General features: G+C 72.5%; 17 protein-coding genes and 1 pseudogene. 12 read left to right on the top strand and 6 right to left on the bottom strand.

All coding sequences use genetic code 11. The features are described from left to right. The first annotated feature begins 436 nt into the window (after positions 1-436). Together BMZ82_RS35485 and BMZ82_RS35480 are read left to right on the top strand one after the other, a co-directional pair. Positions 437-1,807, top strand: a complete 1,371-nt coding sequence (locus BMZ82_RS35485) for a M14 family zinc carboxypeptidase (protein ID WP_093781525.1) — start codon at positions 437-439, stop codon at positions 1,805-1,807. Then, the gene (locus BMZ82_RS35480) at positions 1,804-2,277 is read left to right on the top strand and encodes an SSI family serine proteinase inhibitor (RefSeq protein WP_093781524.1); all 474 of its coding nucleotides are present in this window, start codon (positions 1,804-1,806) and stop codon (positions 2,275-2,277) included. Before BMZ82_RS35485 ends, BMZ82_RS35480 begins: the two co-directional genes overlap by 4 nt. Positions 2,278-2,360: 83 nt before the next feature. Here the strand turns inward: BMZ82_RS35480 and BMZ82_RS35475 are convergent, their stop codons facing one another. From BMZ82_RS35475 to glgX, 4 genes and pseudogenes are all read right to left on the bottom strand, one after another. Beyond that, positions 2,361-3,611, bottom strand: coding sequence for a M14 family zinc carboxypeptidase (locus tag BMZ82_RS35475; protein WP_093781523.1), 1,251 nt, complete (start codon positions 3,609-3,611; stop codon positions 2,361-2,363). A 59-nt stretch (positions 3,612-3,670) separates the two neighbouring features. Then, positions 3,671-4,204, bottom strand: a pseudogene (locus tag BMZ82_RS35470) (hemerythrin domain-containing protein); the annotation flags it as partial. Positions 4,205-4,501: 297 nt separating this feature from the next. Further along, a complete protein-coding gene (gene treY, locus BMZ82_RS35465) occupies positions 4,502-6,889 on the bottom strand; it encodes a malto-oligosyltrehalose synthase (RefSeq protein WP_093781522.1) in 2,388 nt (795 codons plus the stop codon). Positions 6,890-6,989: 100 nt separating this feature from the next. Beyond that, positions 6,990-9,134, bottom strand: coding sequence for a glycogen debranching protein GlgX (glgX, locus tag BMZ82_RS35460; protein WP_093781521.1), 2,145 nt, complete (start codon positions 9,132-9,134; stop codon positions 6,990-6,992). 267 nt (positions 9,135-9,401) lie between these two features. On the opposite strand from glgX, the gene BMZ82_RS35455 reads away from it, so the two are divergent. The 4 genes from BMZ82_RS35455 to BMZ82_RS35440 all read left to right on the top strand — a co-directional run bounded on the left by BMZ82_RS35455 (position 9,402) and on the right by BMZ82_RS35440 (position 13,841). Next, on the top strand, positions 9,402-10,235 hold the full coding sequence (locus BMZ82_RS35455; protein WP_093781520.1) for a Tat pathway signal sequence domain protein: 834 nt from the start codon (positions 9,402-9,404) through the stop codon (positions 10,233-10,235). 93 nt (positions 10,236-10,328) lie between these two features. Then, entirely contained in the window at positions 10,329-11,663 is a 1,335-nt protein-coding gene (locus tag BMZ82_RS35450; RefSeq protein WP_093781519.1) for a copper amine oxidase, read from the top strand. A gap of 72 nt (positions 11,664-11,735) precedes the next feature. Further along, positions 11,736-13,004, top strand: coding sequence for an SAV2148 family HEPN domain-containing protein (locus BMZ82_RS35445; protein WP_177244818.1), 1,269 nt, complete (start codon positions 11,736-11,738; stop codon positions 13,002-13,004). A gap of 114 nt (positions 13,005-13,118) precedes the next feature. Further along, entirely contained in the window at positions 13,119-13,841 is a 723-nt protein-coding gene (locus tag BMZ82_RS35440) for a 3'-5' exonuclease (protein WP_093781517.1), read from the top strand. Between the two features lie 83 nt (positions 13,842-13,924). Here BMZ82_RS35440 and BMZ82_RS35435 read toward each other — a convergent pair whose 3' ends face one another. Next, the gene (locus tag BMZ82_RS35435) at positions 13,925-14,788 is read right to left on the bottom strand and encodes a phosphotransferase enzyme family protein (protein ID WP_093781516.1); all 864 of its coding nucleotides are present in this window, start codon (positions 14,786-14,788) and stop codon (positions 13,925-13,927) included. 184 nt (positions 14,789-14,972) lie between these two features. Here BMZ82_RS35435 and BMZ82_RS35430 point away from each other — a divergent pair, with 184 nt between their 5' ends. The 3 genes from BMZ82_RS35430 to BMZ82_RS35420 are packed head-to-tail and all read left to right on the top strand — an operon-like array spanning position 14,973 to position 18,078. After that, positions 14,973-15,956, top strand: coding sequence for a carbohydrate ABC transporter permease (locus BMZ82_RS35430; RefSeq protein WP_093781515.1), 984 nt, complete (start codon positions 14,973-14,975; stop codon positions 15,954-15,956). Beyond that, entirely contained in the window at positions 15,953-16,786 is an 834-nt protein-coding gene (locus tag BMZ82_RS35425) for a carbohydrate ABC transporter permease (protein WP_093781514.1), read from the top strand. Before BMZ82_RS35430 ends, BMZ82_RS35425 begins: the two co-directional genes overlap by 4 nt. After that, positions 16,786-18,078 carry an ABC transporter substrate-binding protein gene (locus tag BMZ82_RS35420; protein ID WP_093781513.1) on the top strand — a complete coding sequence of 431 codons (1,293 nt, stop codon included), beginning with the start codon at positions 16,786-16,788 and terminating at the stop codon, positions 18,076-18,078. Before BMZ82_RS35425 ends, BMZ82_RS35420 begins: the two co-directional genes overlap by 1 nt. Before the next feature lie 47 nt (positions 18,079-18,125). Here the strand turns inward: BMZ82_RS35420 and BMZ82_RS35415 are convergent, their stop codons facing one another. Continuing rightward, positions 18,126-19,142, bottom strand: a complete 1,017-nt coding sequence (locus BMZ82_RS35415) for a DUF3152 domain-containing protein (RefSeq protein ID WP_177244816.1) — start codon at positions 19,140-19,142, stop codon at positions 18,126-18,128. A gap of 140 nt (positions 19,143-19,282) precedes the next feature. Between BMZ82_RS35415 and BMZ82_RS35410 the strand changes: the two genes are divergently transcribed. Genes BMZ82_RS35410 through BMZ82_RS35400 form a run of 3 tightly spaced genes read left to right on the top strand, consistent with a single transcriptional unit; the run spans position 19,283 to position 22,058 of the window. Further along, positions 19,283-19,975, top strand: coding sequence for a response regulator transcription factor (locus BMZ82_RS35410; protein ID WP_093781512.1), 693 nt, complete (start codon positions 19,283-19,285; stop codon positions 19,973-19,975). A gap of 56 nt (positions 19,976-20,031) precedes the next feature. Then, positions 20,032-21,507, top strand: a complete 1,476-nt coding sequence (locus tag BMZ82_RS35405) for a sensor histidine kinase (RefSeq protein WP_177244817.1) — start codon at positions 20,032-20,034, stop codon at positions 21,505-21,507. Continuing rightward, positions 21,504-22,058 carry a hypothetical protein gene (locus tag BMZ82_RS35400; protein WP_093781510.1) on the top strand — a complete coding sequence of 185 codons (555 nt, stop codon included), beginning with the start codon at positions 21,504-21,506 and terminating at the stop codon, positions 22,056-22,058. Before BMZ82_RS35405 ends, BMZ82_RS35400 begins: the two co-directional genes overlap by 4 nt. Positions 22,059-22,060: the final 2 nt, after the last annotated feature.

Genomic DNA, 22,060 nt, shown 5'->3' with positions numbered 1-22,060 from the left:
CCTGGCGGTCTGCGCCCGCGCCTGGCGGTCTGCGCCCGCGCCTGGCGGACGAACCCGTCTTTCGTTGGCTGGACGTGCCTTCCTGCGGCCGAACTCGCCTTCCCTTGGCGGGAGCCTCTGGTGGGCGAAGCCTCCTCCCGCTGGCGGGACTTGCCTTCCGGTGTCCCAACCCACTTTCTGCTGGCGGGACTTGTTTTCCAGTGGCCGAACCCGCCCCCCGCTGGCGGGACTTGCCTCCCAGCAGCCCAACCCGCCTTCTGCTGGCGGAACTTGCCTCCCTGCCGCTGAGTCGCCCCCCGGCCCATCGACCCCGGTGCCGGATGCCCATTGCCCCGAACCTCCTCAAGTCCAGCCCCCCGTCGCGGTGTTGACGTACCCCTGGCCCATGACTCACTGTGCGTACACCGGACACGTCAGGTGAACCGACGGTGCCGCTTTGTGGAGGTGTGACCTGTCGCCGCTCCTCCGCTATCCGACCGTCGACGAACTCGCGGCCCGCGCCGCCGCGCTCGCCGTCCGCAGCTCCGGGGACGTCCGGCTGCGTCGCGTCGGGGTGTCCCGCGCGGGTACGCCCCTGTGGCTGCTCTCCCTCGGCCGGGGCAGCCGCCAGGCCCTCGTGGTGGCCGGACCGCACGCCAACGAGCCCGTCGGCGGTGCCACCGTCCTGCGGCTGGCCCGCCGCGTCCTCGACGACCCACGGCTCACCGTCGGCGCCGACGCCACCTGGAACCTGCTGCTCTGCCTCGACCCCGACGGCCTGCGCCGCAACGAGGGCTGGCTGTCCGGCCCCTACAGCCTCGGCCGCCACTTCCGGAACTTCTTCCGGCCCGGCTTCCTGGAACAGCCCGAGTGGCTGCCCGACGGCGCGGCCGCCGCCGCGCTGCCGGAAACCCGCACACTGCTCGGCCTCCAGGACGAACTGAAACCTTTCTTCCAGTGCTCGCTGCACGGCGTCGACATCGGCGGCGCCTTCGTCGAACTCACCCGCGACCTGCCCGGACTCGCCCAACGGGTCGCCCACACCGCCGCCCGCCTCGGCATCCCCCGCGAACTCGGCCCCTACGACACCCTGTACTGGCCGCGCCTGGGACCGGCCGTCTACCGGATCCCGCCGCCGCGCCCGGGCGATCTGGCCGCCGCCATCACCGAGGCCGCCGTCGAGTCGACCTGGTACCACCCGCACCGGCACGGCACCGTCACGGCGGTCGTCGAAGCGCCGATGTGGGGCGTCGCCGCCGTCGAGGACGGCTCGCCGCCCGCTGACCGGGACGCGGTGCTGCGTACCGTGAGCGCCGTCCTGCGCCACGACGCCCAGGTACTCGAACGCATCCTCGCGCGCGTGCGGCCCCACCTCGCCGGCACCCCCGACGCGGCCCGCCTGCTCGCCCCCGTCGACGACTACCTCCTGGTCTGCCCCGGCCTCGCGGACGCCTGGGACCCCGCCACCGCCGACCCCGCCCGCCCGCTCCCGCCGCTCAGCACCGGCCATCTGACCGCGCTGCGCATCGCCGGCCGCCGTATCGCCGTCCGGACGGCGGGTCTGCTGCACCAGCTCGTCACCGGCGCCGGACACGACCCCTGCGGCGCGCTGCCGGAGCTGGACGGGCTCATCGACGCCTGGTGCGCCGGCTACCAGGACGAGTGCGGGGCGCGCTGGATCCCCGTCGCACGCCAGGCGGAGTACCAGACGCGGGTCGTGCTCTCCGCGTTCGCACTGGCCGGCCGGTACGCGGCCGAACCCGCCGGTGCCCGTTCGGGTGAGTCGGACTGGGGTACCCGGCCCGCCGTGCCGATGCACGGGGAATGACGAACTTCCTCAACGGTCTCCGGCAGCTCCGTGATCTCCGGTCCGCGCCCGCCGTACGGCGCGCCCTGCCCGCCGCTGCCGCCCTCCTCCTCACCCTGGGCGCGGCCCCGGCCCTGGCCGCCTCCGACGACGCCCTCTCCGGCAACTGGCTCCAGCTCACCGTCACCCGTGGCGACTCCCGGTCCAGCGACACCCGCGGCACGCTGCTGCTGTGCGACCCGCCCCAGGGCCACTCCCGCGCCGCCGAGGCCTGCGACGTCCTGGCCAGAGCCGGCGGGGACGTGAACTCCGTCGCCGGGGACGGCAGCCGCGTCTGCCCGCTCGTGTACGCCCCGGTGACCGTCCGCGCGCAGGGCCGGTGGGGCGGCCGCCCGGTCGACTACCAGCGCACCTTCGGCAACGACTGCGAACGGGAGGCGCTGACGGGAGCGGTGTTCGCCCTGGACGACGAAGAGGTGCCCGAGGTCTGAGCGGGCCGCTCGCCGGGTCGGCGGGGGACCGGGGCGGCTGCGGGCACGCGCGTGTGCGTGCCCGCAGCCGCCCCATTTCGTCCCTACGCGGCCCGTTCGCGGGCGTGCAGGGCCGCCGCGACGACCGTACGGGACTGGTGCTCGACCTGGTGCTCCAACGGCACCCAGCGGGCCCCGAAACGGTCGGCGAAGGCGTCGCTCCAGGTCTCGACGAGCCGCTCCAGGGGCGGGGCCGCGCGGTCGTCGCTCTCGTGCAGGACCCGCCACAGCATCGCCGCCGCCCGCAGCGGCAGCCGGCGGGCGAAGGCGTCCACGCTGCCGACGTACGCCATCGTCGTGGCGGCGGGCGGCGTGTCCGTCCAGTCCGCGGCCAGCCCCGGCACCAGCTCCAGCGCCCACCTGGCCGCCCGCAGCAGCGGCCCGTCGACGCCCTCCAGCCGCGGCAGCGCCTCTACGAGGATCCGCTCCACCTCCGTCGCGTCCTGCCGCAGTCGCCGTGCCAGCCGCCGGATCGCCGCGGCCGGGTCGGGATGCGGGGCCGGGTCGTCCACCATGTCGCTCGCCCACATCGGCACCTCCACCACCGCCGTCAGGCCGCCGTAACGGTGGGCGTGGTACCAGGTGCTGTGCCGGGCGTCGTCCGGCATGCTCGGGTACGCCGCGTCCGCCCCGGCGGCCGGCATCACGTGCACGCCGGGTCCGGACGCCGGCCAGCCCACCGCGTCGGACGCGCCCGTCTCCACCGGGATGTGCAACTGGGCCGCCGACTTGGCGAACGGCTCGGCGAGCCCCGGTATGTCCTTCGTCAACTGCACCCAGCTACCGCCGAGATCGGTGCCGTGCAGGGTCACCTGGAGGTAGGGCCGCAGCTCGTCGATGACCCGGGTCAGCGCGCGGGTCTCGGGCGGCAGCCGGTCCGGCGGCAGCACGGCGGGGGACCACTCCGGCTGCTCCGGGACGGCGGGCCGGAAGAAGCCGAGGTGGTACTCCAGCAGGCTGCGCGGTGCCGGCGTCACATGCAGACTCGCCCCGTCGGGGTCCGCGCAGAGCAGGAAGTGCCAGGACGTGCCGTCCCTCAACTCCCGCTCGTGCAGCACCCGTTCGGCGAGGGTCAGCAGTGTCGAACCCCCGGTCGGCTCGTTGGCGTGGGCGCCCGCGACGACGAGCACGGCCCGCCGGGCGTGTCCCACGGACAGCAGGTGCAGGGGCCGGCCCGCCCGGGAGACCCCCACCTGTCGCAGCGCGCACATGCCGGGTTCGTGTGTCGTCAACGCCCGCGCAAAGAAGGTCAGTTCGGTCACCGTGGGGTAGCGCAGCTCCGGCAGGAGACTCACCCCCGTACGCGTCCGCCCGGCCTTCGCATCCGCAGTACCCCACGGCCCGCTGCGAACTGTCAAGAACGCCTGGGGGGAGGCTCCGGGGGGCGCTCGGAAGCGCGTGGCGGCGGCCACGGGACGTGTGCCAGAAGGGGGACGACCGTCTTCTCCTCGTGGTCCAGGTGGGCGTTCAACTCCCGCGACATCGCGTCCAGTTCCGTACGGAAGCGCTCGGGGTCGGCGATGGTGATGTCGGCCAGCAGGGCCGTCAGCTCCTCCTGGATGCGGGCGACCGTGCGGTGTTCCTCGGCGAGCCGAGCGAACGTGTCGGCCAGGTCGGGGTGGTGGACCGCCATCGTGGGGAACACATGCTCGTCCTCGCTGGTGTGGTGGAACCGCAGGGCCTGGCAGAACGCGAGGCAGCGCTGCCGGAGCTGCAACCCGAGATTCGGCGCGGGCGGCTCACCGGGTCCGTCGTGGGCCGCGTGCGCGGCGAAGTGGGCGTCGACCTCCGCCCGCACCTGACGCACCTGGCCACGCAGCCAGGTATGGACCTCCATGATCTTGTCGGCGAGGGTGCGCACCTCGCCGGGCGCTTCCCGGCCATCGGGGTCGGGCACAGTGGGCACAGCGGATTGAGTGGGTTCAGTGGGCATACGGATGTGTCTCCGGAGAAGAAAGAGGAGGCGAGACGGGAGCTGAACGGCGACGCGCGTCAGCGCTGCGTCGGGTTCAGATGCGAGGCGCGGAGTGTGAACTCATGGCGTGTCCCTCGAAGAAGGGTGTTCGCCCGATCGCCGACCGGCCCACTGCTCTTTGGTCGGCGTCACGCGACACCGCTTCCATTACATGCACCTGACCGTCACCTGTCAACGCCGATGATCACCTTCCCGACCGGGACCGGGACCTCACTCCACCCGCTCCAGCAGCGCCACCGGCAGCCGCTCGAAAAGTTCCGCCACGCGCGCGTGCCCCGTGAACTCCCGCGCAGGCCCCTGTTCCGGGGCCAGGACGTCGGCCCACCTGCCCGGCGGCAGCGACAGCCGGGTCTCGTGCCAGCCGCCCGCTTCCGCCAGCCGCAGCGACAGCCGCGTCACGGCCGTGACGACCCGCCCGGAGCGCGCGAACGCCAGACAGTGGTCGGCGGCCGCTCCCTCGGCGGGCAGCGGCTCGTACGTCGCCGAGTCGCCGAAGACGTCCGGCCGCCGGCGGCGCAGTCGCAGCGCCGCCGCCGTCACCGCGCCCTTGACGCCGGGATCCTCCGGCGGGAACCGCACCGGGCGCCGGTTGTCCGGGTCCACCAGCGCCCGGTACTCGCTTTCCGTGCCCTGGTAGACGTCAGGCACCCCCGGCATCGTCAGATGCACCAGCGCCGTGCCGAGCACGTTCGCCCGGACGTACGGCTCCAGGGCGGCGCGCAGCGCGGCCACCCGCTCGCCCGGGGCCCCGCACGGCCCCGCCGCCACGAACGCGGCCACCGCCTTCTCGTACGACGGTTCCTGCTCCGTCCAGCTCGTGTACATCCCCGCCTCGCGCGCGTGCTTCAACAGCGCCTCCTGGACGCGCTCCTGGAAACGCTCCTGGGTGTGCTCCGGGGCCGCCGGGCCGAGCCCGAACACCGTCTGCCAGGCCGCCCACGCCACCTGCCCGTCCGCCGTACCGTCCTCCGCGCGCGGGAGCTGTTCCAGGACGTCCGTCCAGCGCTGCGGGCACTCGGTGAGCACGGCGAGGGCGGCGCGTACGTCGGCGCTGCGCTTGGTGTCGTGCGTCGACACGACCGTCCCCGTCGCCGGCCAGTCGCGCTGCACGCGCGCGCAGTACGCGTGGAAGTCGCCGGGGGACACGCCAGGGCGGCCGGGGTCGCCGCCCACCTCGTTCGCCGACAGCAGCGGCACGTACCGGTAGAACGCCGTGTCCTCCACCGACTTGGCCCGCAGCGCGGACGACGTCTGCGCGAACCGCGCCCGGAACTCCGCCCCCGCCGCCCCCTCCCCGCCCAGCACCAGGCCCCACACCACGTCGACCGCGCCCGCCTCCTCCGGCACGGCGAACGCCTCCCGCGCGGCCTCGGCCGCCTCCTCGGTAACGACGGCCGCCGGGTCGCCCGAGGCGTACGGCCGGTACACCTCCAGACGGACGAGCAGCTCCTCCAGAGCCGTGCGCAGCGCCCAGGGCGCCCGGTCCCACAACGCGGGGTCTGTCGACGCGGCGCACACCCGGGACGCCACCCGGGTCAGCCGGTCCGTCTCGGCCGCCAGCTCGTGGCGCAGCACCCCGTACGCCGCCCGCCGCACCGTCGCCGCCCAGTCGCCGCCCCGGTCCGCCTGAGGGGCCGCCAGACGCCGGTAGCGGGCCAGCAGCTCCCCGGCCCCCACGGGGTCGGTGAAAAGGCCGTCCACGCGGCGCAGGGCGTCGTAGCCGGTGGTGCCGGCGACGGGCCAGGAGTCCGGCAGCCGCTCCCCGTCGGCGAGGATCTTCTCGACGACCGTCCAGCGGCCGCCGCTCGCCGCGTGCAGCCGCTCCAGGTAGGCGTCGGGGTCGGCGAGGCCGTCGGGGTGGTCGACGCGCAGCCCGTCGACCACGCCCTCGCGCAGCAGCCGCAGGATCGTGCCGTGGGTGGCCTCGAACACCTCCGGGTCCTCCACCCGCACCCCGATCAGCTCCGAGATGCTGAAGAAGCGCCGGTAGTTCAGCTCGGTGCGGGCCAGCCGCCACCACACCGGCCGGTACCACTGGGCGTCCAGCAGCCCCGGCAGCGGCAGGTGCGCGGTGCCCTCGCGGAGGGGGAAGACGTGGTCGTAGTAGCGCAGGACGTCGCCGTCCACCCGCAGGTGCGCCAGCTCCGCGCCGCCGGGTCCGCCGAGCACCGGGAGCAGCAACTGCCCGCCCCGCGCCTCCCAGTCGATGTCGAACCAGCGCGCGTACGGCGACTTCGGGCCCTCGCGCAGTACCTCCCACAGGGCGCGGTTGTGGCGCGGGGCCATCGCCATGTGGTTCGGCACGATGTCCACGACCAGCCCGAGCCCGTGCTCCCGCGCGGTGCGCGCCAGCGCCCGCAGCCCGTTCTCGCCGCCGAGCTCGGCACGCACGCGCGTGGGGTCCACGACGTCGTACCCGTGCGGGGAGCCGGGCACCGCCTCCAGGACGGGGGACAGGTGCAGATGCGACACGCCGAGCGAGGCCAGATACGGCACGGCGGCCGCCGCGGCCCGGAACGGGAACTCGGGCTGCAACTGGAGCCGGTAGGTCGCCGTGGGCGGCACGGGAACGGAGGCGGCACGTCGCTCAGGGGTCATGACCACCTACGTACCCGCCCTGCCGCGTTTCGTGTCACACCCCCTCCGGCTGAGTCACCGGCCCGCGCCCCCATGTCGGCAGCCTGCATGTCGGCAGGCCCTAGGTCGGCCGTTGCAGGACCGTCATGCTGCGGTCCACCAGCGTCAGCCGGGCTCCGGCCTGCACCTTCGGGCCCGTGCCCGACGCCACCGCTTCCGGGTTCGCCGTGTCCACGACCACCTGCCACTGGCGGCCGTGGTCGACCGGGACCACGAACTCCAGGGTCCTGGCGGAGGCGTTGAACATCAGCAGGAAGGAGTCGTCGGTGATCCGTTCGCCGCGCGAGCCCGGCTCGGAGATCGCGTTGCCGTTGAGGAACACCGACAGCGCGGACGCCTGCGCCCGGTCCCAGTCCCGCTGCGTCATCTCCGCGCCCTCGGGCGTGAACCAGGCGATGTCCGACAGGTCGTCGTGGGTGCCCTCCACGGGCCGGCCGTGGAAGAAGCGGCGCCGCCGGAAGACGGGGTGCTCCTTGCGCAGCCACACCAACGCGCGCGTGAAGTCCAGCAGCTCGCTCCCGGCCCCGCCGGCCTCCTCGGACCCCTCGGCTTCCTCGCCGTCGGGCCACTGGACCCACGCCAGCTCGCTGTCCTGGCAGTAGGCGTTGTTGTTGCCCTTCTGGGTGCGCCCGAACTCATCCCCATGGCTGATCATCGGCACGCCCTGGGACAGCATCAGCGTGGCGATGAAGTTCCGCATCTGACGGGCCCGCAGCCGCAGCACCTCGGGGTCGTCGGTCTCGCCCTCCACGCCGCAGTTCCACGACCGGTTGTGGCTCTCGCCGTCCCGGTTGTCCTCCCCGTTGGCCTGGTTGCGTTTGGCGTCGTAGGACACCAGGTCGTGCAGGGTGAACCCGTCGTGGCAGGTCACGAAGTTGATGGAGGCCAGTGGGCGGCGGCCGTCGTCCTGGTAGAGGTCCGAGGAGCCGGTCAGCCGGGAGGCGAACTCGCCGACCGCGCGGGGCTCGCCCCGCCACACGTCCCGCACGGTGTCGCGGTACTTGCCGTTCCACTCCGTCCACAGCGGCGGGAAGTTCCCCACCTGGTAGCCGCCCTCGCCCACGTCCCACGGCTCCGCGATCAGCTTCACCTGGGACACCACCGGGTCCTGCTGGACCAGGTCGAAGAACGACGACAGCCGGTCCACCTCGTGGAACTGGCGCGCCAGCGTCGCCGCGAGGTCGAAGCGGAACCCGTCGACATGCATCTCCAGGACCCAGTACCGCAACGAGTCCATGATCATCTGGAGGACGTGCGGGGACCGCATGAGCAGCGAGTTCCCGGTCCCCGTGGTGTCCGTGTAGTAGCGCGGGTCGCTCGCCAGCCGGTAGTACGACTGGTTGTCGAGGCCCCGGAAGGACAGCGTCGGACCCAGGTGGTTGCCCTCGGCGGTGTGGTTGTAGACCACGTCGAGGATGACCTCGATGCCCGCCTCGTGCAGCGCCCGCACCGCCGACTTGAACTCCAGCACCTGCTGCCCGCGGTCGCCCCAGGAGGCGTACGCGTTGTGCGGGGCGAAGAAACCGATCGTGTTGTAGCCCCAGTAGTTGCTCAGCCCCATGTCGGCGAGCCGGTGGTCGTCGACGAACTGGTGCACCGGCATCAGCTCCAGGGCCGTCACCCCGAGCCCCGTCAGATGCTCGATGACCGCCGGGTGCGCGAGGGCCGCGTACGTCCCCCGCAGCTCCTCCGGCAGGTCCGGGTGACGCATCGTCAGGCCCTTCACATGGGCCTCGTAGATCACCGTGTGGTGGTACTCGGTACGCGGCCTGCGGTCGTCGCCCCAGTCGAAGTAGGGGTTGACCACGACCGACGTCATCGTGTGCGGCGCGGAGTCGAGGTCGTTGCGCCGTTCGGGGGCGTCGAAGTGGTAGCCGTACACCTCCTCGCCCCACCGGATCGCCCCGCTGATCGCCTTCGCGTACGGGTCGAGCAGCAGCTTCGCCGAGTTGCAGCGCGGGCCGCGACCGGGGTCGTAGGGGCCGTGCACCCGGAAGCCGTAGCGCTGCCCCGGCATGATGCCCGGCACGTACGCGTGCCGTACGAACGCGTCGCTCTCGCGCAGTTCCACCGCCGTTTCCGAGCCGTCGTCGTGCAGCAGACACAGCTCTACTCGGTCCGCGGCCTCCGTGAAGACCGCGAAGTTCGTGCCGGCGCCGTCGTACGTGGCACCGAGGGGATACGCCTCTCCAGGCCAGACCTGCATGGACACGACTCTTTCAGGTGAGCCGCCCTGCCGGGGGCCCCTTGGCGTCGAGTCTCCGGGAAAGTGAGGGAACCACCGGTGACTTACGTCCCTCTTACCGATCGACCAGTGCATACGACGCCATACAACGGGATAGAACGAGATAGGGCGGGATGCGACGGCATAGAGGGGTTCGTCGTAGTACGTCATGGGGCGTCGTATGCCGAACCAGTGGGGCGGACAGGTACTCCCGGGCAGCACGGGGAGTAGGGGGAGTAGGGGGAGATTGTGCGCACGACAGTGCGCCGCCACCTGGGCAAGGTGGTGGCGGGTACGGCCATCGCGGTGACGGCGACGGCCGTGATGATCGGCATCACCCTGCCGGGCACGGCGGGGGCGGACGACACGGGCGGCGGCAAGGGCGGCGCCAAGGGCGCGCAGAGCGCCGGGCAGGCGGCCGGACAGCAGCAGGGCGACGCGGCGGGGGACGTACCGCCAGGCGTCGTCCAGGAGGCCCCCGCCGAGGGCGCGAAGGGGCGGGGCCGCGACCCGCTGACCGACGACGAGATCGCGCGCGTCGAGAAGATAGCGCTCAACCGGCAGCAGCTCGCCGCCGGTAAGGACGTCGACGGCGGTCGTGGCCCGCAGCGCCTCGGCGTGGACCTCGCCGAGCCCGAGGCCGACGAGGTGGACGACCCCGCCGCGCCCCGCCGCGCGGAGGCGTCGTTCTACGACTACAAGGACGACACGCTCCTCACCCGGACGGTCAACCTCGACACCGGCAAGGTGGAGGCCACCGGCGCGCAGCGCGGCGTGCAGCCGCCGCTGAGCGCCGCCGAGCAGACCGAGGCGGCCCGGCTGCTGATCGCCGACCCGCTGGGCGCGGGCCTGAAGGCCGACTTCAAGGACGCCACCGGCAAGGAGCTCACCTCCCCGGACCAACTGCGGCTCGCCAGCATGGTGTACCGGGCGGTGCCGGGGGCCGAGCCCGCCGTCCTCGACAAGTGCGGCGAACACCGCTGCGTACGGCTGCTGCCGAAGGTGAAGAACGGTCCGTGGATCGACGCCCGGTCCCTGGTCGTCGACCTCAGCACCCGCAAGGTCGCCCGGCTCGCCGGCTGAACGCAGGCCCAGCACCGCACCCAAGGGGCTCTGCCCTCAGTCCGTTTTTCCAACTTGCCTCCTGTAGAGGGAGGCAAAGGGAGTCATGTCCTCATGCGTGTCAACAGCATCAGCCGGGCCCGGGTCCGCACAGGGGCGGTCGTCGGTCTCTCGGTAGCCGCGCTGGCCGCCGGGGCGACGGTCGGCGCCGGTCCGGCCGCCGCCCGGCCGAAGGCGGCCCCCGCGGCCCCCGCGGCGGCCGACTGCAGCGCCGCCTACCGCATCGAACAGAAGCTCTCCACCGGCACGACCTGGCGCATGTGCTGGCGCTTCGAGGCCAAGTCGGGGCTCGTCCTGGAGAAGGTCTCCTACCAGCCGCCCGGCGAGGCCAAGCCGATCAGGGTCCTCAACAGCGCCAAGATCGCCCAGATCCATGTGCCGTACGACGACGGCAAGAACGAGTACAACGACATCACCGACTACAACTTCGGCTCGGGCCTGGTGAACATGACGCCCGCCGAGTGCCCCGGCGGCACCATCAGGTCGGTGAAGGTCCCCGACTCCTTCGACTCCGACAGCCCGAACGTGAAGGGCCTGTGCACGACGACCCGCGCGCGGGGCCACGCCTACCGCATGCAGTCCGACACGGGCAACAAGGTCTTCCAGACGCAGGGCAAGGACCTGCTCGTCTACACCGTCAACCAGGTCGGCTGGTACGAGTACATCACCGAGTGGCGCTTCTCCGACGACGGCGCCATCAACATGAACGTCGGCGCCACCGGCAGCCTCTCGCCCTTCGACTACGACGCCGGGGACGGCCGCGGCTGGCCCATAGGCAAGGGCGCCAAGTCCTACGCCACCAGCCACAGCCACAACGTCTTCTGGCGGCTCGACTTCGGCCTCGACGGCTCCTCCCACACCAAGGTGGAGCAGTACGACTCGGTGGTCAGCCCGCCCGCCGGCGGACAGCAGGGCCCGACCAACAAGACCACCCGCACCGCCGTCACCAAGGAACTCGCGGGCGACGCCCGGAACATGCGCTGGTGGCGGGTGGTCAGCGCGACCGGCAAGAACAAGGACGGCCACGCCCGCTCCTACGAACTCGTCCCCGGCGCCACCACCAAGTACCCGGGGCGCTCCTTCACCCAGCACGACGTCTACTTCACGCAGTACAACAAGTGCGAGCAGTACGCCAGCAACAACGTGCGCATCTGCGGCAGTCCGCTGCACGGCGCATCCGTCGACAAGTGGGTCGACGGCCAGCCCCTCACCCACCCCGTGACCTGGGTGAACGTGGGCTTCCACCACATCGCCCGCGACGAGGACCAGCAGCCCATGCCGGTCCACTGGCAGGGCTTCTCCCTCGTCCCCAGGGACGTCACCGCTATGAATCCGCTCACTCCGCCGGCCCTCGCCGGACAGAACGGGCAACCGAACAACGGTAGTTGAGAAACGACCTGTCCATCCGGCTGCACCGCCCGCCGCTCCCGGAGTACCCTTCCTTGATCGTTGGGACGGGGAGTGCTCGGGGGAGCGGAAGGCGGTGCGCGGGTGGGCTCGGGAGGGCTGGAACTGCCCCCTGGTGACGAGGGTCACGGGGCAGGCTCCGCAGACGCCCCGCCCGGCACGGTGTCCCTGGCCCGGCCGATGGAGACGAACGCCATCGGACCGGAGCTGGACTGGGACGCCGACGCCTGGCGGGAGGTGCGCACCCGCGCCCAGCGGGCCGGCCGGGCCTACATCTGGCTGAACCTCGTCGAACAGCGGCTGCGCGCCGTGGTGGCCGCCGTGCTGCGGCCCATCTACGAGCCCGTCAACGGCGACGAGTGGGTGGTCGCCGCCGCCGGTCCCGCCGGACAGGAGTGGGTGCAGCGCGCGGTCGCCGTCCGCGAGGTCAGCCGCCGCAAGGGCTACCTGCTCGACCCGGCCGACGACAACGTGATCTCCTTCCTCACGCTGCCGCAACTGCGCGAGCTGATGGTGCAGCACTGGCCGTGCTTCGAGCCGTACTTCGACGACCGCCGGGACGTCGAACTCGCCCTGGACGAGCTGGAGGTGACCCGCAACGTCGTCTCCCGCAACCGGGCCCTGTCCGAGGCCGTCCTGAACCAGGCCGAACGGGCCTCCTCGCGGCTCCTGGAGATGCTCGGCACCAGCGGCGACGTGCCCTCCGCACGCCGGCTGCCCGTCGACGCCGTCGAGGACCTCATCGGCGACCGGTACGCGGACGTGGTCGCCGTCCACACCGACCGGGTGCGGCTGCTGCGGCAGTTCCCCGCCGAGGACATCTTCGACGGCGCGCGCCGCCTCGACGCCATCGGCATCGGCCTCAACCTGCTCGTGCAGAACTTCTCCGGCCGCCGGCTGGTCCGCCTCGCCGAGGCCGGGGCCCGCGTCCGGCTGCTGTTCCTCAACCCCGCCTCCAGCGCGGTCAAGCGCCGCGAACGCGAACTCGGCATGAAGCGGGGCGAGTTGAGCCGCGCGGTGGAGATGAACATCCTGCACATGCGCCGGGTCCGGGCCCGGCTGCGCGACCCGGGCGCCTTCCAGATCCAGGTGTACGACGAGACGCCCCGCTTCACCGCCTACCTCGTCGACGGCGACGGCACCGACGGCATCGCCGTGATCCAGTCCTACCTGCGGCGCATGCGCGGCATGGAGGCACCGGTGCTGGTGCTGCGCAACGGCAGCCGGGTGGTCAAGTCGGGCGAGGCCGACGAAGGCGGACTTTTCTCGGCATACCGCGAGGAGTTCGAGCTCGCCTGGGCCGATTCCCGACCGGTGTCCTGACCGGCTGGAGACCGGGGTGCGGACCGGGTAATCGGAAGGCGCTCCTCCGATTGTCAGTGGTGCATGCGAGGGTGGAGACCACTGGGGGAAGCACCACCAAGAAGGGGGGCCATCATGGCCTGGTACCGGGAGCTGCTGATCGGCTTCGACCTGGAGACGACGGGCACGGACCCGCGCGAGGCGCGCATCGTCACGGGAGCCGTGATCGAGGTCAGGGACGGACAGGTCCTGGGCCGCCGCGAATGGCTGGCGGACCCGGGCGTGGAGATCCCGGCGGACGCGGTCGCCGTGCACGGCATCAGCAATGAGCGGGCCACCACCGAGGGCGCCCCCGCCGACCGGGTCGCGGACGCGATCGCCGAGGTCCTCGTGGGGTACTGGCGCACCGGAGTCCCGGTCGTCGCCTACAACGCGGCCTTCGACCTCACCCTCCTCTCCGCCGAACTGCGCCGCCACGGCCTGCCCTCACTGAGGGAGCGCCTGGGCGGCCAGGACCCGGCGCCGGTCGTCGACCCGTACACCATCGACCGCTCGGTCGACCGCTACCGGCGCGGCAAACGCAACCTCGAAGCGGTCTGCGCCGAGTACGGCGTCCCGCTCGCGAAGGCCCACGACGCCTCCGCCGACGCCCTCGCCGCGGCCCGCCTCGCCGGCGCGATAGCCGCCCGCCACCCGAAGGTCGCGGCCCTCGGCCCGGCGGAGCTGCACCGCCGCCAGATCGAGTGGTACGCCGAGTGGGCGGCGGACTTCCAGGACTTCCTGCGCCGCAAGGGAGACACGGACGCGGTGGTGGACGGCGCGTGGCCGGTACGAGAGCTGGCCGACGAAACCGTCTGACACGCCCGCCCAAGTACCGCGCGCCCGTTCCTACCGCGCGCCTGACCGTCTCGCGGCGGCACGCCAAGCCCGTAGCGCCCGGATCAGAACGAGTACCACCGCACCGCCTCGTCCCCGTCGCGCAGCGACGCCACCCGGCGGCGGAACTCCGCCAGCGCCTTCGGGTTGGTGGGCGCGTGCTGGGCGACCCAGGCACAGCTCGCGGTCTCCCGGGCACCGCGCAGGACCGAGCAGCCCGCCCACTCCCGCACGTCCCAGCCGTACGCCTCGGTGAAGGAGTCGTACGCCTCGGCGGGCAGGCCGTACCGGTCGCGGGACAGCGCCATGACCACCAGGTCGTGTTCGCGCAGATCGGCGGAGACTGTCTCCAGGTCGACCAGGACCGGACCGTCGGGGCCCAGGTGCACGTTGCGGGGCAGCGCGTCGCCGTGGATCGGGCCGGGCGGCAGGTGCGGGGTGAGCGCGGCGGCGGCCGTGGCGAAGCCGTCGCGGCGCTCGCGCAGGAACGCCGCGTCCGCCGGGTCGATCGCGTCGCCCGCGAGCCGCAGCCAGCGTTCGACCCCCGACAGCAGCTCGCGCGGGGGCAGCCCGAAGGCGGGGACGGGCAACGCGTGCACGAGGCGCAGGAGTTCGGCCAGATCCCGTGGCTCGGCGGGCCGTACCGGGTCGGGCAGCCGGTGCCACACCGTCACCGGGTGCCCCTCGACCAGCAGCGGCTTGGGCTCGGCCGCCCGCACCGCCGGCACGCCCGCCTCGGCGAGCCAGGCCGCGATGTCCAGCTCGCGCCGGGCCCGGTCGAGGAGTTCGGCGTCCCGGCCCACCTTCACCACCAGGTCACCGGCGGCGAACACCGCGTTCTCGCCCAGGGCGAGCAGCCGCGCGTCCGCCGCCGGGCCGGGCAGCACTCCCGCCGCGGCCAGTACGTCCCGCGCCCGTGCCTCGTCCATCGCCCGCCTCCGTGTCGTTGTGCGCGTTAGCCGCCCGGCCCATCGGACGGCGTCGGGATCCGGCCATCCGACCGTCAGTGTCGCATTCGCACAGATCACCGTGTGCGCGTGGTGTCTTGACGGCGTACAGCACCTTCACGACCATGGCGGGGCCCGTGACGACCGCGGGAAGGGGGATGTCTTCGTGTCGTTGGCGACCGAGAAGAAACGGGCGGCGAAGAAGGGCACGGCGAAGAGACGGACGGCGAAGAGAGGCGCACCGAGGGGAGGCACGCCCGGCACCGGCCCACCGCGCGCCACCGCCGGCCCCGGCGCCTGGTTCCTCGTCCTCCCCGCCCTGATCCCCATCCTGGCGCTGAGCGTCGGCCCGCTGCTGTACGGGATCCTGCTGGCGTTCACCGACGCCCAGTCCGGCCGCACCACGGCCACCCGGTGGATCGGCGGCCTCAACTTCTCCGACCTGCTGCACGACACCCTGTTCTGGGAGTCGTTCCGGATCGGCCTGGTCTGGGCGGTCGGGGTGACGGCCGCGCAGTTCCTGCTCGCCCTCGGCCTCGCCCTGCTGCTGAACGAGGAGTTACGGCTGCGCTGGCTGGCCCGCGCCCTGGCGATCATCCCCTGGGCGATGCCCGAGGTCGTGGTCGGCGTCATGTGGCGGCTCGTCTACAACCCGGACGCCGGCATCCTCAACGAGACCCTGCGCGATCTGGGCCTGGGCGACGGACGGGACTGGCTGTCCGGCCTGGCGACCGCGCTGCCCGCGGTGATCGTGGTGGGCGTGTGGGCGGGTATGCCGCAGACGACGGTCACGCTGCTCGCCGGACTGCAGAACACCCCCCGGGAACTGCACGAAGCGGCCGCGGTGGACGGCGCGGGCGCGTGGCGCCGCTTCCGCACGGTCACCTGGCCGGCCCTCAGACCCGTCGCCCTCGCCGTCACGGCACTGAATTTTATTTGGAACTTCAACTCATTCGCCCTGGTGTACGTGCTGACCAGCGGCGGACCCGGCGGCCGCACCCGACTGCCCATGCTCTTCGCCTACGAAGAGGCCTTCCGCTACGGCCAGTTCGGGTACGCGGCGGCGATGGGCTGTGTGATGGTCGCGGTGATCTCGGTGTTCCTGGCCCTCTTCCTGGTGGGCCGGATCAGGGGAGGTGACGACGCGTGAGGACCCGCCCGGCGGCCCGCGCCGGCCAGTACACGGCCCTGCTCGCCTACCTCGTCTTCCTCGCCTTCCCGTTCCTGTGGCTGCTGTCCGTCGCGTTCAAGCCGCCCCGCGAACTGGGCAGCCTGCACCCCACCTGGCTCCCGCGGCACCCCACCCTCGCCAACTTCCGCCAGGCCTTCGACGAACAGCCCCTGCTGCACGCCGCGTTGAACTCCCTGCTCGCCGCGCTCGGCGCAGCCGTGATCGCCGTCGCGCTCGCCCTGCCGATGGCGTACGTCATGGCCCGACAGCGCACCCGGCTCGCGCGGGCCGTCTCCGGGTGGGTGGTGGTCAGCCAGGCGTTCCCGTTCGTGCTGGTGATCATCCCGCTGTTCCTGGTGCTGAAGAACCTGCGGCTGATCGACTCCGTGCCGGGGCTGGTGCTGGTGTACGTGGTGTGGGCGCTGCCGTTCGCGCTGTGGATGCTCGTCGGATACGTCCGCGCCGTGCCCGTAGAACTGGAGGAGGCGGCGGCGATCGACGGGGCCGGGCGGCTGCGGACGCTGGTCTCGGTGACGGCGCCGCTGATCGCGCCGGGGATCGTCGCGACGGCGCTGTTCGCCTTCATCACCGCCTGGAACGAGTTCTTCTTCGCGCTGGTGCTGCTGAAAACGCCGGAGAAACAGACCCTGCCGGTCGTCCTGACCCACTTCATCGGCGCGGAGGGCGTGGCCGACCTGGGACCGCTGGCCGCCGCCGCGTTCCTCGCCACCCTCCCCTCGCTGGTCGTCTTCGCACTCATCCAGCGGCGGATCACGGGCGGCATGCTCGCCGGGGCGGTGAAGAGCTGATGCGGACAAGACTGCTGATCACCGCCGTGGTGCTGCTGCTCCTCGCGAGCTGCTCCTCGGGCTGTTCATCGGATGGAAGCGGGCGCGACGGCGGACCCGTCGTCCTTCGCTTCCAGTCCCTGGCCTGGCAGGAGGAGTCGGTCACGGCCAACAAGGAACTCGTCAAGGAGTGGAACGCCACCCACCCTGACGTCAAGGTCGAGTATGTGCAGGGGAGTTGGGACAGTGTCCACGACCAGCTCCTCACCTCCTTCGAGGGCGGCGAGGCCCCCGACATCATCCACGACGCCTCCGACGACCTCGCCGACTTCGCCTACGGCGGCTACCTCGCCGACCTGACCGACCTGCTTCCCGCCCGCCTCAAGTCGGACATCCCGCAGCACAGTTGGGAGACGACGACCTTCGGCGACGGCGTCTACGGCGTGCCCTTCCTCCAGGAACCCCGGGTCCTCGTCGCCAACGCGACCTGGCTGAAGCGGTCCGGCGTACGGCTCCCGACCCCCGAACGCCCGTGGAGCTGGCCGGAGTTCAGGGAGATCACCAAGCGGCTCAGCGGCGGCGGGAAGTACGGGGTGGCCTGGCCGCTGAAGGAGCCCGTCTCCGCGACCCTCAACCTCTCCCTGTCGGCGGGCGGGCAGTTGTTCCACCGGGGCGCGGACGGAAAGTTCACCGTCCGCTTCCAGGCCGGCGACGAGGTCGTCCCGCGCACCGTCCACGATCAGGTCGGCGTCGACCGCAGCGCCTCGCCCACCACGCTGGGCAGCGGCGGCTCGGACACCCTGCCCGGTTTCTTCGGCGGCAGGTACGCGATGGTCCCGCTCGGCTTCTCCTACCGCCAGCAGATCGTGCAGCAGGCCCCGAAGGGCTTCGACTGGCAGGTGCTGCCCGCCCCGGCGGGCGCCGACGGACTCGCCCAGGGGGTCAGCCCGCAGACCCTGTCCGTCGCCGAGGACAGCCCCCACAAGGCCGAGGCCGTCGCGTTCATCGACTTCCTGCTGCAACCGAAGAACATGGTGCGCCTCGCGCTCGGCGACTGGATGCTGCCCACCGGCACCCGGGCGCTCGCGGACCCCGCCCTGCACACGACGAAGGACGACTGGGCGACCGGCACCGCCCTCGCCGCGCATCTGCGGCCCGCGCCCGCCCAGTCCGTGCGGGGCTACCCCGAGTGGAAGGACAAGGTCGCGACCCCCGCGTTCCAGGAGTACTACAGCGGCGCGATCGGCCTCGGCGAACTGCGCACCCGCCTGGAGCAGGACGGAAACCTCGTCCTGTCCCGCTACCAGCGCTGAACGCCCGTTGTCCGGGGGCTGGTTCAGGGAGGCGTCGGGCGGCCGGTTCAGGGAACGGCGGGGCCGGTGAGGAGCCGGCCCTGTCCGTCGTACGGCCAGACGTTGGGGACGCAGCCGTTCATGCCCTTGATCTGCTGCATCATCGCCGGGGCAGGCCGGCCCGGGCCGGGGCAGCCGACGTGGTTGTGGCCGAGGAAGTGCCCGACCTCGTGGTTGATGATCAGCGCGCGGTAGGCCGTGACGTCCTTGGCGTAGACGGGGGTGGCCAGCAGCCAGCGCTTGAGGTTGACCATGACGTTCTCGGCCACGCTGCAGTTGACCTCGCCGCCGGTGTCCAGCCCGTACTCCCCGCAGATCTTGTCCACGGTGCCGGGGGTCGCGATCCGGACGACGAAGTCGGTGTCGCCGCCGGACACCCGCTGGAACGCCGAGTGCCCGTCGGCCGTCCAGCCGCGCCGGTCGACCAGGATGTGTTCCACCTGCCGTGCGACGTCGGCGGCGGACAGGTCGAGGCCGTCCTCGACGTCCACCCGGTAGCGCAGGGCGGTGCCCTTGCCCACCTTGCCACTCGACCCGGCCGCGGTCGTGAACGTACCCGGCCCGGACTCGGGGATGTCGTCCTTGGCCGAACTCCCCGTCGAACCACCGGACTCACCGCCCGATGAACCGCCCGATGAGCCGCTCGACGAACCGGACGGCGGATCGGCCGGCGGGCTGCCGGACGGGCTGCCGGACGAACCGGCGGACGGACCGGCGGGTGTGCGGGGCGAGGACGAAGGACTGGGCGTCGTCCGCGGGGACGCCGGACCGGACGCCGCAGGCCCGCCGGACGCCGTCGAACGGCCCCCGGCCGACGCCTCGCCCTCGCCCCCGCCCGGAGACGTCCATCCCGCAGCCGCGAAACCGGCGACGCCCAGGAGGCTCAGCGCGGCCAGCCCTCCCCACAGAGGTCCTCCCCGCAGCGGTCCTCTCCGCAGCGGCCCCCTGCGGCCGCGCCCGCCGGCGTGCGCGGGGCGGCTCCGACGGCGGCGGGAGGCGGAGGAATCTGCTCGGTGCGCGCTCATGGTTGTTCAGATTGTGATTGCGATGTGATCGGATCAGGCCCAAATGATAACGAAGAGATAACGACCCGGTCGATGCGGTTTCATGTGATCATCCGGTAACAGTGGCCCGAGGTGGCCGACGGTGTACCGATACTGGGGCCATGCCACGAGTTCTGCTGATCGAGGACGACCGCGCCGTGCGGGACGGCGTCGGCCTCGCGCTGCGCCGTCAGGGTCACGAGGTCGCCGCCGCCGAGACCGGCGAGGACGGCCTGAACCGGCTGCGCTCCTTCCGGCCGGACGTCGTGGTGCTGGACCTGATGCTGCCCGGCATGACCGGCCTGGACGTGTGCCGGCGGATGCGGGACCTGGACCAGACCCTGCCGATCATCATGGCGACCGCGCGGGGCGACGACGAGGACATCGTTGTCGGACTGGAGGCGGGCGCCGACGACTACGTCGTCAAGCCCGTGCAGGCCCGGGTGCTCCAGGCCCGCATCCGCGCCGTCCTGCGCCGCGCGGCCGGCGCGCCCGCCGACGGCGGCATACCGAAGATCGACACCTACGGCGACCTCGCCATCGACCGCGCCGGACTGTCCGTCGCCCGGCAGGGCGCGCCGGTCGCCCTCGCCCCCTCCGAACTGCGCCTGCTGCTCACCCTGTCCGCCTCGCCCGGCCAGGTGTTCAGCAGGCAGCAACTCCTGGAAGCGGTCTGGCAGCACAGCTACCACGGTGACGCGCGGCTGGTGGACGCCTGCGTGAAACGGCTGCGCTCCAAGCTGGGCGAACCCCCGCGCGAACCCCGGCACATCCAGACCGTACGCGGCTTCGGCTACCGGTTCGCCGCCCGGTGAGAGCCCTCGGAACACGGTTTCGCGCCCACCGACTGCGCGGTCTGCGCGTGCGGTTGGTGGTGGCGTTCGCGCTGGTCGCCGCCGTCACCGCGACGACCACCGGCGCGCTCACCTTCCGGGAGGCGCGCACCGGAGTGCTCCAGCAGAGCCAGGACACCGTGATCAAACTGCTGCGCACCCAGGTGACCCGGCTCGCCCCCGAACTCCCCTTCCCGCCGTACGAAGCCGACCTTCAGCGGTTCGCGGTCGACGTGGCACGCGCCGAACCGTCGGGCACCTGGCGGGTGTTGGTCGTCTACCGCGCACTGGAGGCCACCTCCGTGCCCGGCGACCGGTTCGAGGAGCTGACGCCCGCCCTGCGCAAGGCCGTCGACTCCCGCTCCGCCACCGTCTTCCAACGGGTCAACCGCGCCGACCACACGGCCCTCCTCGTCGGCATGTCGGTCGCCTTCGCCTCCTCCGCCTCGTTCTTCGGATCGTCCGGCTCCTCCGGCGTCGGACCCCTCACCGGCGTGAAGGTGTTCCTGACGGTTCCTCAGGTCACCGAACAGGCTTACGTCGACGCCCTGGTGACCGCCGTGGAGCGGGCCGCCGTCCCCGCGCTGGTCCTCGCCGTACTGCTCGCGCTGCTCGCCGCGCGCGGGGTGCTGCGGCCGGTACGGGCGCTGCGCGGCGCCACCCGCAGCATCGCCGAAGGCCGGCTGGACACCCGGCTCGCCGTCGACGGCTCCGACGAACTCGCCGAGCTGTCCCACACGTTCAACGAGACGGCCGCCGCGCTGGAGGAGTCGGTGGCCGAACTGCGCGGCATGGAGGCCAGGGCCCGCCGGTTCGCCGCCGACGTCTCGCACGAACTGCGCACTCCGCTGGCCGCCATGTCGGCCGTCACCGACGTCCTCGACGAGGACGCCGCAGGCCTCGACCCCGACACCGCCACCGCGGTCCGGCTGATCAGCGAGGAGACCGTGAAACTGGCCCGGCTGGTCGACGACCTGATGGAGATCTCCCGCTTCGACGCGGGCGCGGTGGTGCTGCACCTGGACGAGATCGACCTCGCCGAGTCCCTCCGCCGCACCCTCGCCTCCCGTGGCTGGAGCGACACCGTGGACGTCCTGCTGCCCGCGCCGGACGCGCTGCGCGGCCGCGTCGACCCGCGCCGCCTCGACGTCGTCGTCGCCAACCTGGTCGGCAACGCCCTGCGGCACGGGGCCCGGCCGGTGACGGTGCGCCTGTACGAGGACGAGGACGAGGGTGACGGGCCCGGCGGCGGGCGGCGGGCGGTCATCGAGGTGCTGGACAGCGGGCCCGGCATCCCCGACAGCGTGCTGCCCCATGTCTTCGAACGCTTCTACAAGTCGGACGCGGCCCGGTCCCGGACCGAGGGCAGCGGGCTGGGACTGGCGATCACCGAGGAGAACGTCCGGATGCACGGCGGCACCATCAGAGCGGAGAACCGTCCGGCGGGCGGCGCCGTCTTCACCGTCCGACTCCCGCTGCGGCGCGACGAGTCGGCGGCGGAGGCGCGAGCGTGAAGGCCGTACGCCGAGCCGTGCTGCTGTGCGTCCCGGCGCTGTGCGCGCTGGTCTCCTGCGGCATTCCAGCGACCGGTGTGGTGGAGGCGGGCGGCCCCGCCCACGGGATCGCGCCGACGGTACGGGTCTACCTCGTCGCCGGCGGCACCCTGGTCCCCGTCTCCCGCGGGATCGCCGGACCGGTCGACGTCCGGTCGGCCGTGGAGGCGCTTCTGCTGGGCCCGACGGACGCGGAGCGGGCGAAGCGCCTGACCACCCTGGTGCCGCCGCCGTCGCTCGCCGCGACCATGGCCCCGGACAGCGACCCCGCCACCGAGGCCCCGGATTCGTCCGCCGTCCGGGTGGACACCCGGGGCGACAAAGTGGCGATCGAACTGCCCACCGTCGCAGGTGAGTTGACCGAACTCGCCGCGGCGCAGGTGATCTGCACGGCCGCCGACGCCCGTCGCACGGTCGACTCGGACACCGCGACCACGACGCTGACGGTCACGGTCACGAACGGAGTCGGCCACGGCGTCGAAGGAACCGACGAACGCTGCCCCGACCTCTGACC

Origin of the sequence: Streptomyces sp. yr375, assembly GCF_900110755.1 — a bacterium.
Lineage (GTDB): Bacteria > Actinomycetota > Actinomycetes > Streptomycetales > Streptomycetaceae > Streptomyces.
Note: the sequence above shows the minus strand (reverse complement) of the source record. Positions and strands in the feature narration are given on the sequence as shown.